The sequence below is a fragment of the Neolewinella aquimaris genome (genome assembly GCF_014197245.1).
GTDB classification, from domain to species: Bacteria; Bacteroidota; Bacteroidia; order Chitinophagales; family Saprospiraceae; genus Neolewinella; species Neolewinella aquimaris.
Window position 1 is genome coordinate 362,263 of sequence record NZ_JACIFF010000005.1, and the last position, 15,135, is coordinate 377,397.

The 15,135-nt window shown below is 60.6% G+C and carries 11 protein-coding genes; 3 read left to right on the top strand and 8 right to left on the bottom strand.

Features of this window, described 5'->3' with window-relative positions:
• Positions 1–21: 21 nt before the first annotated feature.
• Entirely contained in the window at positions 22–501 is a 480-nt protein-coding gene (locus tag GGR28_RS11645) for a DUF308 domain-containing protein (RefSeq protein WP_183495959.1), read from the top strand.
• Here GGR28_RS11645 and rlmN read toward each other — a convergent pair.
• Complete coding sequence (gene rlmN / locus GGR28_RS11650) at positions 498–1,529, bottom strand: 23S rRNA (adenine(2503)-C(2))-methyltransferase RlmN (protein WP_183495960.1); 1,032 nt, start codon at positions 1,527–1,529, stop codon at positions 498–500. The two genes, GGR28_RS11645 and rlmN, sit on opposite strands and share 4 nt — an antisense overlap.
• Positions 1,530–1,629: 100 nt before the next feature.
• Here rlmN and GGR28_RS11655 point away from each other — a divergent pair, with 100 nt between their 5' ends.
• The gene (locus tag GGR28_RS11655) at positions 1,630–2,496 is read left to right on the top strand and encodes a tetratricopeptide repeat protein (protein WP_183495961.1); all 867 of its coding nucleotides are present in this window, start codon (positions 1,630–1,632) and stop codon (positions 2,494–2,496) included.
• Here the strand turns inward: GGR28_RS11655 and GGR28_RS11660 are convergent.
• Entirely contained in the window at positions 2,456–3,373 is a 918-nt protein-coding gene (locus tag GGR28_RS11660; protein WP_183495962.1) for a MerR family transcriptional regulator, read from the bottom strand. The two genes, GGR28_RS11655 and GGR28_RS11660, sit on opposite strands and share 41 nt — an antisense overlap.
• A gap of 115 nt (positions 3,374–3,488) precedes the next feature.
• Between GGR28_RS11660 and GGR28_RS11665 the strand changes: the two genes are divergently transcribed.
• The gene (locus GGR28_RS11665; RefSeq protein ID WP_183495963.1) at positions 3,489–6,299 is read left to right on the top strand and encodes a T9SS type A sorting domain-containing protein; all 2,811 of its coding nucleotides are present in this window, start codon (positions 3,489–3,491) and stop codon (positions 6,297–6,299) included.
• A gap of 1 nt (position 6,300) precedes the next feature.
• On the opposite strand, the gene mltG is transcribed toward GGR28_RS11665, so the two are convergent.
• From mltG to GGR28_RS11695, 6 genes are all read right to left on the bottom strand, one after another.
• Positions 6,301–7,326: an endolytic transglycosylase MltG gene (gene mltG, locus GGR28_RS11670; RefSeq protein ID WP_183495964.1), complete on the bottom strand. Its 1,026-nt coding sequence runs from the start codon at positions 7,324–7,326 to the stop codon at positions 6,301–6,303.
• A gap of 23 nt (positions 7,327–7,349) precedes the next feature.
• Positions 7,350–8,171: a 3-methyl-2-oxobutanoate hydroxymethyltransferase gene (gene panB / locus GGR28_RS11675; protein WP_183495965.1), complete on the bottom strand. Its 822-nt coding sequence runs from the start codon at positions 8,169–8,171 to the stop codon at positions 7,350–7,352.
• 33 nt (positions 8,172–8,204) lie between these two features.
• The gene (locus GGR28_RS11680) at positions 8,205–11,132 is read right to left on the bottom strand and encodes a S8 family peptidase (protein WP_183495966.1); all 2,928 of its coding nucleotides are present in this window, start codon (positions 11,130–11,132) and stop codon (positions 8,205–8,207) included.
• An 86-nt stretch (positions 11,133–11,218) separates the two neighbouring features.
• Complete coding sequence (locus tag GGR28_RS11685) at positions 11,219–11,734, bottom strand: hypothetical protein (protein ID WP_183495967.1); 516 nt, start codon at positions 11,732–11,734, stop codon at positions 11,219–11,221.
• Between the two features lie 13 nt (positions 11,735–11,747).
• Positions 11,748–14,552 (bottom strand): M1 family metallopeptidase, encoded by a 2,805-nt coding sequence (locus GGR28_RS11690; RefSeq protein WP_183495968.1) that lies wholly within the window; start codon positions 14,550–14,552, stop codon positions 11,748–11,750.
• A 15-nt stretch (positions 14,553–14,567) separates the two neighbouring features.
• Positions 14,568–15,044: a cytidine deaminase gene (locus tag GGR28_RS11695; protein WP_319936724.1), complete on the bottom strand. Its 477-nt coding sequence runs from the start codon at positions 15,042–15,044 to the stop codon at positions 14,568–14,570.
• Positions 15,045–15,135 lie beyond the last annotated feature (91 nt).

Below are 15,135 nucleotides of genomic sequence, written 5' to 3' on the forward strand. Positions count from 1 at the left end.
CAAGCGGTTATCTTCGCTGGCGTGATACCAGACTACACCTTCCGAACCGAGCATCCCAATCCCCGGACGACCCGGTTTCTGCACCTGCTCTTCTACTTCGGCGCGATGCTGCTGTTAGTGGCCGCGGTTCACTCGCTCTACCGCTACTTCACCGAATGGACGGTGGGCGATGACAACAGTCACATCTGGTCGTTGGTACTGGGACTAATCTACCTCATCGCAAGCATCCTTATCGGCTACTTCACCTACAGCCACGGGGGGGACGGTGAGGATCCGCCAGAACGCTTTGTTGAAATCGAGGACGGCGTGATGACTTATTCACTGGACCAGGTGACCGGCCGGCAGGTACTAGATCTCGCGACGGTCCGGGAAGTAAGCCGTCCGTCCGTCCGTGAGCTGATCTTATCGCTGCGCGATGGCGAACGGGTGGTGCTGCCGGTCTACCTGATCGACGACGAGGATAAGCAGCGGGAGCTGGAGTCAATCCTGACGAAGCTTTAGGCCTTATTGGCGAGTTGGCCGCAGGCCGCGTCGATGTCCTTTCCCCTGCTGCGGCGGACGGTAACCATGATGCCCCGGTCGCGCAAATAAGTTGCGAAATCGTCGATGCGGTGCTCGCTGGACTTGCGGAAGGGGGCGTTGTCGATCGGATTGTACTCGATGATGTTGACCATGCTGGGGACCCGGCGGCAGATGCGGTAGAGTTGTTCGGCATCCTCCAGAGAGTCATTGAAATCCTGGAAGGTGATGTACTCAAATCCGATGCGCTTTTTGGTCTTTTCGTAGAAATACTCGAGGCTTTCGATGATTGCCTCCAGGTTGTTGGTCTCGTTGATGGGCATGATCTCGTTGCGCTTCAGGTCGTCGGCGGCGTGGAGGCTGAGCGCGAGATTGACTTTGGTGTCTTCGTCGGCGAGCTTACGGATCATTTTGGCGATGCCGGCCGTGGAGACAGTGAGGCGGCGGGGGGCCATGTTCAATCCGGTATGGCTGGTGATGCGATCGATGCTGCCTACTACCTCGCGAAAGGCGAGCAGGGGCTCTCCCATGCCCATGTAGACGATGTTGGTCAGGGGTTTGCCGAAGATCTCGAGGCACTGCTCGTTGACCAGGTACACCTGGTCGTAGATTTCGGCCGCGGTGAGGTTGCGCAGGCGTTTCATGCGTCCGGTGGCGCAGAAAGTGCAGCTGAGGCTACAGCCGACCTGGCTGGAGACGCAGACGGTAAATCGGTCATCAGCGACGACGGGAATCAGCACCGATTCGATCAGGTGGCCGTCGTGGAGGCGGAAGCGGCTCTTGACGGTGCCGTCGCTACTGCGTTGCAATTTGTCGAGGGTGACGACCGGCAACTCGTAATTTTCCTTTAATTTCTCCCTCAGGTCGAGCGACAGATTGGTCATCTCGTCGAAGGTGCGGGCCCCCTTTTGCCAGAGCCATTCGTAGACCTGCTTGGCCCGAAATTTTTTTTCGCCGGTGAGAATCAACTGTGAGGTTAGCTCATCGAGGCTAAGGGAACGAATATCCATACCTTGCCAACGCCCGACCCGTAAGACTGGTTGAGCACACAACCACGGCTACCCTGATACGTTAATAAGCCCCGGAAAGTATTCCCCTACACCACGGCACATGAACTTACCTCCTAATCATCTGGACCTCTACGAGCAGGCCCTCCGCTACGACAAAGTGGGGGATCCGTACACTGCCGTGAAGTTGCTGAAGAAGGTGACCCGCATCGTGCCGGACTGGTCTGCCGCCTTTCGTAGTCTGGCCGTCATTTATACGCGCCGTAAGGAGTGGAAACCGGCCTTTCACTACTGGAGCAAAACCGTTGCCCTGGATGCCGACGACCGCGATGCCTGGTGGCAACTCGGTCTGGCCGCGGTGCCCCTGAAGCGTATGCGCACCGCCCAGACCGTCTGGGCGAAATTCGGATTCGATCGTGTGCGAACCGACGCTCCGGTGGGGCTTCAGCTGCGCCACGAGGACGGCTACGAAATACTATGGATGCAAACCCTGGACGCCGCACGGGGCCGTGTGGTGAGCATCCCGCACCCCGGCAGCGGGACCCGCTACCGGGATCTCGTGCTGTACGACCGCAGGGGGCGAAAGGGCTACAACGTAGTGGCGCAGCGGCGGATATCGATCTACCAATCGGTGGACTGCATTAAGCGATCTCCCTACCAAACGTTCAGTTGTCTGTTGCACACCAGCGAGGAATCCGCCATTGAACAACTTGAGCAGCTGTGCTACGACGCCGGGCTGGGATTCGAAGTATGGAGCAACGCGACGCGGGCCGTGCACCAGGACCGTGCGCAGGCGAGTGAAGACGAGCGCCGGGCCTTCCCGGAGTACTACAGCGATCTGTTGCCGAGGCCGATGTCCGGTAGCACCCTGGTCGCGCTGGCCGCCATCCACCCCGCGGAAGTGGAGCGTACCCTCAACAACTGGCAGATCATCTCCCTGATGCAATACTCAGACCTTCGCGCTTACTAAGTTTCGCCAGAAAGGCAAGAATTTCTCCGAGGCCGGATACCTTTTCTACCCTTACGAACGCGCTGAGGTCATGTAGGCTGGCCTGGTAGCCGGACAGCAGAAGCCTGGCCTCGGTACACTGATCCAGAATATCCGCCACGAGGTCTTCTACCGGCCGGTCGACGTAGCTGTTGGACAGGTGAGTAAGCAAGTAATCGACCCGGGTGACGCGGCAGAGGTCCGCCAGATCCGTTGGGGAGATATTTGATCCCAGGTAGAGGGTATGGAAGCCGCGTTTGCGTAACAGGTACTGGATAAAGAGCATGCTCAGGTCCTGCTGCTCCCCCTTAGGCAGGAAGAGCGCGAAGACGGTGCGATCCGACTTCTGGATGGCCGGTAGGTGATCCGTAGCGGAGAGTATCTTCTGCCGGATCAGGCCACCGACGAACGATTCCTGGACGGCGGTTACCGAGCCGGTGAAGTAGAGCACACCCAGTTTATCCAGGAAGGGGTACACCACCTCCATCATGGTTTCTTCGAATCCCCGCTGCCCGATGTTGGTATCCAGGATAAGGCTGAACTTGTATTCGTTGAGCTCCACCACCGCAAGGGTAAGGGCATCGAGCTGGGTTTCGGGGCTGACGTTGAGTGCCGAAAGAGAAGTGACCAATTCGGCCCGCTCGGTCGGGCTCATGGCGGCGATCTTACTGATGCGGTAGCCGTTTTTGTTAAGCAGCGCGATGGTGGTCAGTTCCCGGAGGTCTTCATCGAGGTAAAAGCGGACGTTGTGCTTGCTGCGGCGGGGGGCGATCAAATCGTAGCGCTGCTCCCAGGCGCGCAGGGTGTGTGCCCGGATGCCCGTAAGATTTTCTACGTCGTTGATGGAGTAAACCGCCAAATTGGGGGAGTCGAGGAGTGATTGTCGGATAGCCGGGTGACTAACGCCACGATACCTAAATGGTTTAGGGACATTGGAGCGCTTGGTTCGCTGCCTTTGTGGTATTTTTCGGGCTATGCGACACTACATACTTACCGCCCTGATTTTGCTCGTGACCGGTCTGCAAGCCCAGGACTGTTTCTACCAATTGCGACTTCAGGACAGTGGGGGCGACGGACTCAGCGGTGCCGCAGTGACCATTACCGTAGCGGGCGTACCCCGCAGCTACACCCTCGACGCTACGGTGGACGACGGTAGCCGCGCCGACTTCTTCATTCCCGTCAACAACGGTGACGCCGTCACCGTGGGATACCGCGCCGAGGCCTTTCCGGAGGAAGTGAGTTTCGCCATTCTGGACAACAACGACAGCCTCATCTACCAGGTCGATGCACCGGGTACCTCACCAAATCTCATTGCCTTCACCGCAGAATGCCGCGCCTGCGCACCGCCGCCCCTTGCTTCTATTGAGTTGTACCGCGTACGCTACAACTCGGTGGACCTGCGGTTTCGCTCGACCCCCGCCGCTGCCGGACCCAGCTACCGGATCGAGTACGGACTAAACGGCTTCGATCCTGCGGGAGAGGAAGGCAGTGAAGTGATTACTCAGGATACCATGTTGCGGATCGGTAACCTGGAGGCAAATACCGGCTACGATTTTTACCTCTCTACCGTGTGTCAGACGCCGAATGAAACGACGGTACGCCGCGGGCCGTTTCGCATCATGACCCAGCTGCGGAGTGATATCGGTATCACTCAGCTGCTAAAGCCGATTGACAAATGTGCCGCGACCGGTCGGGATTCGCTTACGATTGGCATCACTAACTTCGGCGGACAGGCCCAACAGTTTTTCCGGGTAAACTATACCCTAAACGAAGCGCCGGGCGGGGTAAACTTTCCCTTCGACGGCATTTTCACGGGGGTACTGGGGGTAGACAGCACCGAGTTTTTCACCTTCGATAACATGGTCGATCTAAGTGCCCCCGGATACTACAACTTCAAACTATTTACGGAACTGGAGGGCGACGAGAATACCACCAACGACACCCTGGATGTCACCGTTCTCAGCCTGCCGGTCGTCGACGAATTTCCCTATACTGAGGGATTCGAGGCGGACAACGGCTTCTGGCTGAGTAAACGCGGTGGGACCGGCCCCGTGAGCTGGCAGCGCGCCAAACCCCGCAATACCCTAATTGACCGCGCGGGATCGGGGGAGTACGCCTACGTCACCAATGCCCGGGGCGATTACAGCAACGACGAAAAAAGTTATTTGCAGTCACCCTGTTTTGACTTCTCGGGACTCACTACTGCGCCCTTCATCTCCTTTCTCCTGTACGTCGACACCGAGGCCAACTTTGATCGCCTCTACCTCGAGTCGTCCACCGACGGGGGAAAGCGCTGGCAACGGGTAGAGCGAAATCCCACCGGCATCAACTGGTACAACAACGGCCGCGATCGGGCGTGGGACGGAGACGGGGGCTTCGGCGGGGGATACGCCCTGGTAGGACAGCAACTCAACGGACTGGCGGGGGCGCGTGAGGCGCAGCTGAGGTTTGTCTTCGAATCCGACGGCGACGGAATCCGGGAGGGCGTGGCCATCGACAACATCCGCATTACCCGGCGCGACGGCGTTGATTTGGCCGGCGTGAGTGCCCGGGTGATTGGTTACGGAAACTGTGCGGCGACCAGCGATACCCTGCAGTTTTCCTACGCCGACATCGGTACTCAGCGGGTGGATAGTGTGACGGTGGGTTATCGGATAGACGGCGGAGCGGTATTTACGGCGCGCGCCGCCGCCCCGGCTACCTTGGGTGGAAGAAGAACGTTTCAGTTTCTTGCCGATCTCGGGATCGTTGCCCCCGATACGGTAACTATCCAGGCCTGGGTGATGGCCGCCGGTGATACCGCTCCGGAGAACGATACGATCACGCTAGTCTACCAGCCGGTGCGGGAACTTCCCTTCCTGGTCGACTTCGAGAACGGGCGAAAGCCGACGGATTGGTCGGTGGATGCGGACCTCGTGATCGCCCGACGCACGGGAAATGCCTCGACAACCCTGTCAGATAACCTATCCGCTCAGGATGAGGCAATGACCTTTACCACCGCGCGCTACGGACCCCTCGCGGCGGGGGATTCCCTGACCTTCGACCTTAGCTTGACGTCCGTCGAGGAGGACGAAGTTGCTACCGGAAGCCTACAGGTTACCGCTAATACGGATTGCGACGATGCGGAGGTGGTGTTGCTCGAACGGGAGTTGAGTGCTGGCAGCAGCCGAATTTCGATCCCCCTGAATCTGGAGGGGGCGAACGCCCGATTTACGGTGGAAGTGAGCAGGACGGCGGGCGACTACTTCGTTGATGTGGACAACATCAGTATCCGCCGCTGCAGCGGCGCGATCGAAATCGGTCTGACGACGGTGCCCCCGTCCGGTATTTTCGCCGATGACGGGACGGCGTACCTGACGGTGCGCGGCGGCTTGTCCCCCTATACGTTTTTGTGGAGTATGGGCGATACCACTCAATCCGTCGGAGACCTGAGCGTGGCGCAGTACAGCGTGACCGTCACCGATGCGCTGGGGTGCACCGGCTCCCGGCTTGTCAATGTGGACCTCACCGCAGTGGCTACGCGCGAACCCGGTGCCCTGCCCGGCCTGGAGGTGTATCCGAATCCTACCTCGGAGCAACTGGAAATTCGGCTAAGTCTTAACCTGCCGCAGCTGCTCGAACTCGAAGTTTACGATCCGACCGGAAGGCGAATAGAAACGAGAAAATTCGGCCACGCGAATCAGCTTTCCGCTACCGTACACCTGGGTGACCGGCCCGCCGGACTGTATCTCGTGCGGGTACGGGCGGGGGAGGAAACCCGGACCGTACGGGTGGTGCGGCGGTGATCTAACGGATGCCCCTTGCCTTCAGGTTGGCAACGTAGATGGCGATGTTGCGGGAGTGTCCGGCCAGGGTGCTGGCAAAATTGTGGAGGCCGCTCCCGTCGCCGCGGGCACAGAAGTAGAGGTAGTTGTGTTCTTCCGGTGAGAGCACCGCATCGATACTGCCCACGCTCGCCATGGTAATGGGGCCGGGGGGCAGGCCCGGATACCGGTAAGTGTTGTACGGGCTGTCGAATTCGATGTGTCGGTGCAAAACCCGCCCTACGTCGAACTCCCGGGTGGCGAACACCGCGGTGGGATCGGCCTGAAGCGGCATGCCGATGCGGAGCCGATTGAGGTAGACGCCCGCGATCCGGGGACGCTCGACGGCCTGTAGGCTTTCCTTTTCGACAATGCTGGCCAGGGTATAAACCTCGGCGGGAGAGAGACCCGCGGCGGCTGCCTTTTCCAGGCGACCGTTGGCGCGCCAGAATCGCTCGTGCTCCTTTACCATGCGCGCGACGAACTCGCGGGGCCTGGCGTTCCAGTACATTTCGTAGGTGTTGGGGATAAACAGCGTCTGCAGCGTCTCGGCCGTGTAGCCGATACTGTCTACGAATACGGAATCCTGAAATAGACGCAGGAAATCGAGGCTGTCCGGCTCCAGAAAGCGGGCCACCTTGGCGGCTACGTTCATGGGTTCGCGCTCGGTGGTGAGCACGACATCCACCGTTGCCTGGGCGCCGCTACGCAACCGCCGAATGAGCCCGATGGCGCTCGTGCCGGGTGGAATAGAGAACCGTCCGGCCCGCATGGGATCGCGGCGAAAGGCCATGCGGCTGGCCAGGGGATCGAAGAAGGTCCGGTTGGGCCGTATGCCGTGGACGGCCAGGGAGTCCATGACCTGCTCGTAGGTGCTTCCCGTCGGGAACTGAACGACAACGGGTTCGTCACGCCCTTCCGGCACGACGGGGACCACCATGATCTGATAGTAGGTAAATCCGGCCAGGAGCAGGATGGCAACCACGATAAGTGCGATAATCTTCTTCATGTGCTGAATACGGTCTGGCCGTGCTAATACTGTTCTTTGTCGTTGGGAAAGTCCCCTGCCTTGACGTCGGTCACGTAGCTTTCCGTAGCCTTCTGTATGACATCGAACAACTCCGCGTATCGCCGTAAGAAACGCGGATGGAAGTCTTTGGTTATGCCCAGCATGTCCTGGGTCACGAGCACCTGTCCGTCGCAGTGGGCACCGCCGCCGATGCCGATGGTGGGCACGTCGACGCTTTCGCTTACCCGCTGTGCCAACTCCGCCGGGATCTTCTCCAGTACCATCCCGAAGCAGCCGAGTTCGTCGAGCATCTTGGCGTCCTTAAGGAGGCGGCGCGCTTCGGCTTCCTGTTTGGCGCGGACCGTGTAGGTGCCGAACTTATAGATGGACTGGGGGGTGAGCCCGAGGTGTCCCATGACCGGGATGCCGGCACTGAGGATACGGCGAATGCTGTCTTCCACTTCCTGGCCGCCCTCCAGTTTCACGGCGTGGGCACCGCTTTCTTTCATGATGCGGATACTGGATTTAAGGGCCATCTTGCTGTCGCCCTGGTAGGTTCCGAAGGGCAGGTCGACGATGACCAGGGCGCGATTTACGCCCCGTACGACGCTGGCGGCGTGGTAGATCATTTGATCCAGGGTAATCGGCAAAGTAGTTTCGTGGCCCGCCATGACGTTGCTCGCCGAGTCGCCTACCAACAGCACATCGGCTCCACCGGCATCCAGGATGCGCGCCATGGAGTAGTCGTAGGCGGTGAGCATGGCAATTTTCTCTCCGGCTTCCTTCATGGCCCGGAGGGTGTGGGTAGTGACCCGCTTTACGTCGATGACCTTATGTACGCTCATTGCCCAAAGGTAGCCTAGCGAATGGAGATTGGCCTACCACACCAGGAGCCTGCGGGTGCCCCGGCGGCCGTCCGTTGCCGTCAGACGGATGAAATACACTCCCGTAGGAAGATCATTCAGTGGGATGAGCAACTGCCCCGTGGTCGTGTCGGCAGACGTGTCCCATACCGGTCGGCCGTCGGCGCCGTACAGTGCGACGGCGCGGATGTGCCACTCCGGCGGCCAGTTGACCGTTGCGTGGGAAGTAGACGGATTGGGATAGACGCTCCATTCGCTCGGTAAAAAAGCCGTCGGCCGCTGGGAAACACAATCGTCACCGAGGTACACCGTACGGAACTCACCCACGGTGCCGTCGCAGTCGCTAGCGATCTGGACCTCGTAGCTGCTGCACAGATTGATGTTCTGGATCGTGAAGGTCAACCCCTCGATCTTTTTTTCGGTGTAGTCGGGAGCGGTACGCTTCCGGTACCTGATCACGTAGGCTCCCCCGGGGGCCGCGGAGGCTCCCCAGTTTAGGGTAGTGGCATTGGCCTGTTCATCGTAGGTTGCGGTAAGCGAATCGGGGGGCGGACAACCCCTCGCCGAAGTAACGTCTAGGCAGTAGTCTTCCACTTCTCCCCCGAACTGCGATCCGCCTCCGGTCAAACAGGCCGGGGAGCTTACCGCACTAAATTGCATGATGAGCCGCATGCGGGTACGGCCGGTTTTAGCATCGGCGGGTACGGTAAACGTTCCCGTAGCGTACTTGCCCGGTGCCGCCGACTGTTGTAGAATAAGCTCCTCGTCGGCGAGCACTCCGTCCTGGTTCCAGTCTACGTACAGGTGGAAATCTTCGGTAAAGCCCCCGCTCCGGAAGCCGGCGAGCAGCCGTACCGGGTAGACGCCCCCGGGGACCACTGCCGCCTCCGTCAAATCACCGAAATTGGTGTAGGCACCGGCCTCCCGACCCGATTGCTTTCTCAGAATACCGGGAATATGCAACTCCGCGATCCATTCCTGTTCGTTGCGGTGTTTGGGAGGGCTGCAGTACTCCACGTCGAGGCATACGCCACAACCCAAGGTTTTCTGTAACCGCCTTGCCGAAAAGCCGGTGCTGTCCGTCGCGCAGTTCGTTCGCAACTGAAATTCGTAATTGCGGCAATTTCTGAGTTCGTCGACTTCCAGGTGATTGAGCGGCGTGGTCACCTCGACCGTTGCTCCGTCGGGGTTTTGGTACCGTAGGGTATAGCTGCGGGCGGTAAGCAACGGCGACCAGTCGGCCTCGATACGCCCCCCGGACAGGGCGGTCAGTTGGAAATCATCGGGCAAACGACAGCAACCGGGGGTTTCTATTTCCCGGATTTCGGTCGTGGCTGTACCGCTACCGCAGGCAACGCGAAGCTGCAGTTCGTAAGGCGTGCAGCCGGGAAGGCCGCTAAGGCGGTAGGGTGAATTGGCGCCCGCCACTTCCGTCCACTGTGTCGTGCCGGTGCGGCGGTACTGGAGGGTTGTGCGCTGCACGGAGGCGGTTTCCTTCCACGATAAGTCCAGGTCGGTTGTCTGGTCACCGGTGGTCGAGATGGCGAAGGAAGTGGGGGGTTGACAGCCGCCGCAATCGGCCATCAGGGCGGTTACCGCGCCTCCCGCATCCAACGAGCCGCCGGTGGTGGTCACGTTCGTTAGGTCCTCCAGGGGCCGGAGGTTGCCGTATAGTACGTCCTTTACGTAGCGGGCCGTAGCGGCGGGATCGCTCTTTGCCAATTCACCAAAGGTGGCACAGGGGGCGGAATACATCAGGCCAATGGTGCCCGTCACGGCCGGGGCGGCGTAGGAAGTGCCGTACACCGGTCCGTACCCATTGCCCAGAATGGTGGTATAGACCCCTTCTCCGTAGGCTGCCAGGTCGACGGAAAGCGCACCGCGGGCCGCATCCGCTACCCGCTTGTTCTGCTGGTCGAGGCTGGTGACCACGATCAGGTACTCCGAAGTGCACAGGGAGGGCAGATCGCCTACTTCGTCCACGTCGACGTCGCTGTTGGGTACGGCGGCCACGTTCAGAATGCCGTGGCTTCCGAGCGAATCATAGATGGCGCACCAGATCGGACTCTGGGAGGGGAAGGCCCGGTCGCGCCCCCAACTGGCGTTCGTTGCTACGACGTAAGCTCCCTCGCGGCCTCCGGTAGCGTCGTAGCGTTGGCGAGCCTCCAGGGCGTAGCTATAGGCCTGGATGACTTCCGACTCCAGCGGATCGAAGTTATTGGTGATGCTCATCACCTTTACCCGCCAGTTGACGCCGGTCACGCCCCGTCCATTGTTGCCGACCGCACCGATCTGCCCCATTACGGGGGTCCCGTGGTCGCCACCGCCGCCCTCGATGTCCTTCGATTCGAGCGCCGTGTTCCAGCCAAATCGGTCGTCGACGTAACCGTTGCGGTCGTCGTCGATCCCGTTGTCGGGCACTTCGTCCCGGTTGATCCAAATGTTCTCCTGCAGGTCTTCGTGGTCGAAGTCGATGCCGTTGTCGATGGAAGCGATGACGATGGTGTCGCCGTTGACCGTGACCCCACCGGTGGTGATATCCCAGGCGCGTTCAAGGTTGTAATCGGCACCGGTGAGGCCGCCCGACTGTCCGGTGTTGTGGTGTTGCCACTGTTGGCCGTAGCGCGGATCGTTGGGCTTACGCAGGCGCATGCTCAGCCGGTGGTTGAGCTGCGCACTGATGACAAGGGAATCGCGGGAGAAGCGCTCGCGCAGTTCGTCCTCGGCGTAGCGGGTCCAGTCGAAATTAACCAGGAGGCTGTTTACGGTGTGCCCCAGTCTTCGCCAGGCCGTCACTTCGGGTTGCCGGTAGGCCCACAGCTTGGCGTCCGCGTCCCCCCGGAGCTGTACGATCAGTTGTCCCTGACCGTACTCCAGGTTCTGAGCGCCCACGTGCACCGTCCCCAGCAGGCACAGGAACAGGATGGGGTAGAGTGGGCGCATAGTGGTTAGGGACGAAGTGGAGGGGCCGGCAAAATAATGCATTGGCGCGCATCCCCGATCCGAAGAACATCGTATTGACTCCCGCCTTACGCTACGGACGCAGTCGAGCTCGGCCAAACCCGCCGGACAAGGATCAACAACAACAGAAAAATCACCAGCAGGTAGCGAATGGGCAACTCACCCACCGCCGCCAAACCGACCCAGCCTGCCGCCCCAATAACCAGCAGGGCAAGCCCAATCATCACGATCATCCCACCCAGACTACCGAAGCCCGGTAGCTTCTGTAGGTCGACCTGCGACCGAATAAGCAGCGCCGTAACAATCAAACTCACCACCGGCAGGATCTGCAGTACCGGGTCGGCTTCCACCAGTAGGTTGCCGTCCCCGAACAGCCACTGGTATACCGCCAGGGCCACCGACAGCACCGCCGGCACGGCAACCAGGTAAAGCAGGCTGGTGTACAGGTAGTTCCAGGGGGGCAGGTGTGCTTCCTCCCGGTCCATAAAGCGCGTAAGCAGGGCCGCGAAGGGGATGAGGGAGAAGTAGATGATCACCGCCGTAGGGTGCTCCGCGGCAAAGCGGACAAAGTCGTTGAGCGTCATGGCCCAAAGGTAATCAGGGCAAGTCGTCGAGCCACCGCCACGGCAGTAAACTACTGAGCCGGAGGCGCACCGACGTGCGATCCAGCAAATTCCCACGCTCCTGGAGCAGCCGCTTGGTGTCGGTGTCCGCTACCAGGGGGAGGAAGAGTTGAAGATGGCTGTTGAAGAAATTGACCGACAGCCCACCAACCCAGTTCAACTCGTTCGTGGGGTCGCTGCTCAGCGTCGGTCGGAAGCCGTACACCCCCGCGTCGAAGAAGAGACCCACCGGCAAGTTGGGCAGGGGGAGATCGGCATCCAGGTTCAGCGCGGCCAGGTAGTCGTTGCTGCGACCGTAACTGAAGGCCGGTGCGATCGGGGCCCGGAAGCCGCCCTGCCGCAGCTCCAGTTGTTGTTCGTAGCCCTTGTCCCGGTTCCGGCCGAAGTAGAGGTCGTCGTAGCGGTAGTCGGTGGCGGCGTTGTCGACGAGACTGAAGCTGAACTCCGGGGAAGCGTTCCCCTCCCGTGCATCGTGGACCAGAAAGTATCCGCCAAACAACCGCCACCGCACGAATTTCTTGCGGTCGTACTGGTATCCCCCCGTCAGCGTTCCCTCCAGCCGGAGGTAGTCGGTATCTACGGATCCCGCGTTGCCGTCGTCGCGGTACTCCAGGCGCAGACCGTAGGCGATGGGATTGATCTCCCGTTCCATCCGGGCTTGGTAGCCGAGGACCAGGAAATTAGTGGTCAGGTGGGCAGGATCGTCAAGCAGGTCACCCCCCGGGGAGAAGGCCGGGCGTGCCCGGTCCAGGTGGATCAGTTGGGTGTACACGCTGCTCTCGCGCTGGTCGACCGCCGGATGATCGAAGAAAAATTCGGACTTCAGGGCAGATCGCGTGTACCCGTAGCGCAGGTCGAGCTCCCGGAGCCGTTCGGCCGGGGGCACGAAGTCCGTAAACCGTTGTATTCCGGCACCGATCGTCACCCGCTGCAACCAGGACAACGGCCGCGTGACTCGGTACCTGCCCCCGGCAAATCCCGCCAGCTCCTTCGATCCGAACCCGTACAGCGGCGCGAGCAAGAATTCGAACCGCCGCGGCTCCAGGGTCCGGTTGTGGAGGGCGAGGCCCAGCATGGCCCCGTCGTTGGCGTTGAAGCCGGCCAGCGGGGTCACGAACAGCGCCGGTTGCTCCCGTTCCTGGGCGGTGACGAGCCCAATGGAGGGCAGCCAGTTTGTATCTCCTTCCGGTCGCCGCTGGGCACCGGCATTAAAACTTCCCCGCCCGGTGGTCGTGAGGGCATCGCGGAAGTAGTCGCCCTGGCCGGTTTCGCTTTCCATGACGGCGAAAAAATCTTCCGGACCGGGGTGACGGAATTTCCAGGTCGTGTAGTAGCGGCGGAATGCGGCATCCACTTTAGCCTGCCCGATTTGCCCTTCCAGTTCCTCCAGCACCAGGGTGGGCTTCCCGTAGGCCGCGATCCAGTAGTTGACCTGGCTGAGGCTGTCGCTTGGGGTATCCGGGGCCTGGTCCTTCCCCAGGCGTGCCGTATAGCGGTAACCCAGGGCATTGATGTCCGTTTCCCGCCCGGGAAGAAGTTGGAAACGCCCGCTGCGTTCGGGGTAATACTCACGGGTGTACCTCCTTTCGTAGTAGCTGTTGAGCCCCTCGTCCATCCAGGCGTGCCGGCGTTCGTTGCTGCCCAGTACGCCGTAGAACCAGTTGTGGCCGATCTCGTGGGCGAGCACTTCGTCCAGGGCATAGCTGCTGCCACTCATTCCGATCACGGTGATCATCGGGTATTCCATGCCTGCTCCTGCGCTTAGCGCCGACTGTACCGCCGTTACCTGCGGGTAGGGATACGTGCCCAGGCGTTCCGAGAAAAAGCGCGTAGCGCGTTTGGTGTACGTGAGCGAATTTTTCCACAGGGCAGCTTCCGTTTCCGTGAAAAAACTCCACACGTCAATCGCTTTATTCGGGCGGGGACGCAGGTGCAAGGTGTCGTGTAAAACAGCAAACCGCTTGTCGGCAAACCACGCGAAATCGTGCACGCCGGCGGCGGTGTACGTCACGGTTTTTCGCGCGGCGGCGGAGGGAGGGTAGGGCTGGGCAACGTAGCCCGGGGAGAGATCGTCGCGGCCGGCCAGTGCGCGTTGGGCGCTGTCGGCGCGGGCCAGGAGCCAGCTGCGTTCGTCCGCTTCCTGGAGGGTGCCGGTGGCGGCGACCACGTAATTTTCCGGCAGGTCGATCGCCACCCGGAAATCTCCGAACTCGCTGTAAAACTCTCCCTGGTCCAGGTAGGGCATGGCGTGCCATCCGTCGCGGTCATATACGGCCGGCTTGGGGTACCACTGGGTCATCTGGTACGACTCCCCGACGTGGCCGAGCCGACTGAAGCTCATCGGGATTTTTACCCGAAAGGGAGTAGTGATCGTGATGAATGCTTCGGGAGGCAGCGGCGCCGGTAAACTCAGCACGCCGATGTCCGGATCCGCAGTGAATCGGAAGGCTGCCGGCTGACCGTCTACCCGGAAATCCAGGCTATCCAGAGTGCCCCGATCTTCCTCGGCGGAGAAGTGGAAGCGCGTACTGCCGTTGCGCAGTTGCTGGCGGGCGAAGGCCGTCTGGTCACTACTGAAGGCCCGTGGCCAGAGGTGAAAGACAATGGAATCCAGGGCTACGGGCGCGTGGTTGGTGTAGGTAAGCTGCAGGAAGCAGCTGAGCTCGTGGTTGCGATCGTCGAGGCTGGCCCGAATGTCGTAGCTGACCTCCTGCTGGAAGTAGTCACCGGATTGCGCCCGAAGCAGGAAAGAGGACAGGAGCAGAAGGAGGATACGCATGCGCAAAGCTAATCGCTACAGCAATTCTCCGCTAAAACCGAAGGGCAGCAGGTCGCTGGCCCGGTCGAACACGTAGATCGGACCGGTTTCCGCCCGCAGGATCAGTCGCAGGTCGTGACCGAAGCGGCTCTCGTGTTCGCTGAGAATCTGCCGGCAGGAGCCGCACGGGCTGGCCGGGGCACTCAGTACCCGGCCCGGCGCCTTCACCGTGACGGCCATACTCACCACCGGCATACCCGGCTTCACGGATGCGGCCGCGGCCAGGGCGTTGGGTTCGGCACAAATGCACATGGGGTAGGCCGCGTTTTCGATGTTGGCGCCCATGACGATGGTGCCGTCTTGCAACCGTGCCGCGGCCGCCACCCGGAAGTTGGAGTAGGGGGCGTAACTGTGGGCCAGGCCGGTGGTGGCGGCGGCGAGGAGTTCGCGGTCGGCGGGGGGGAGGTCAGTTATTTCGGAGAAACTGGAAAAATCGATGGTAACTCGTGGCACTATAGGAATATTGATATTTTACCTTGTAAATGACTTATTATGCGGTTGTACCGTGCCATGAGTTCGGCCGAATACGAAGATATTCTACTGC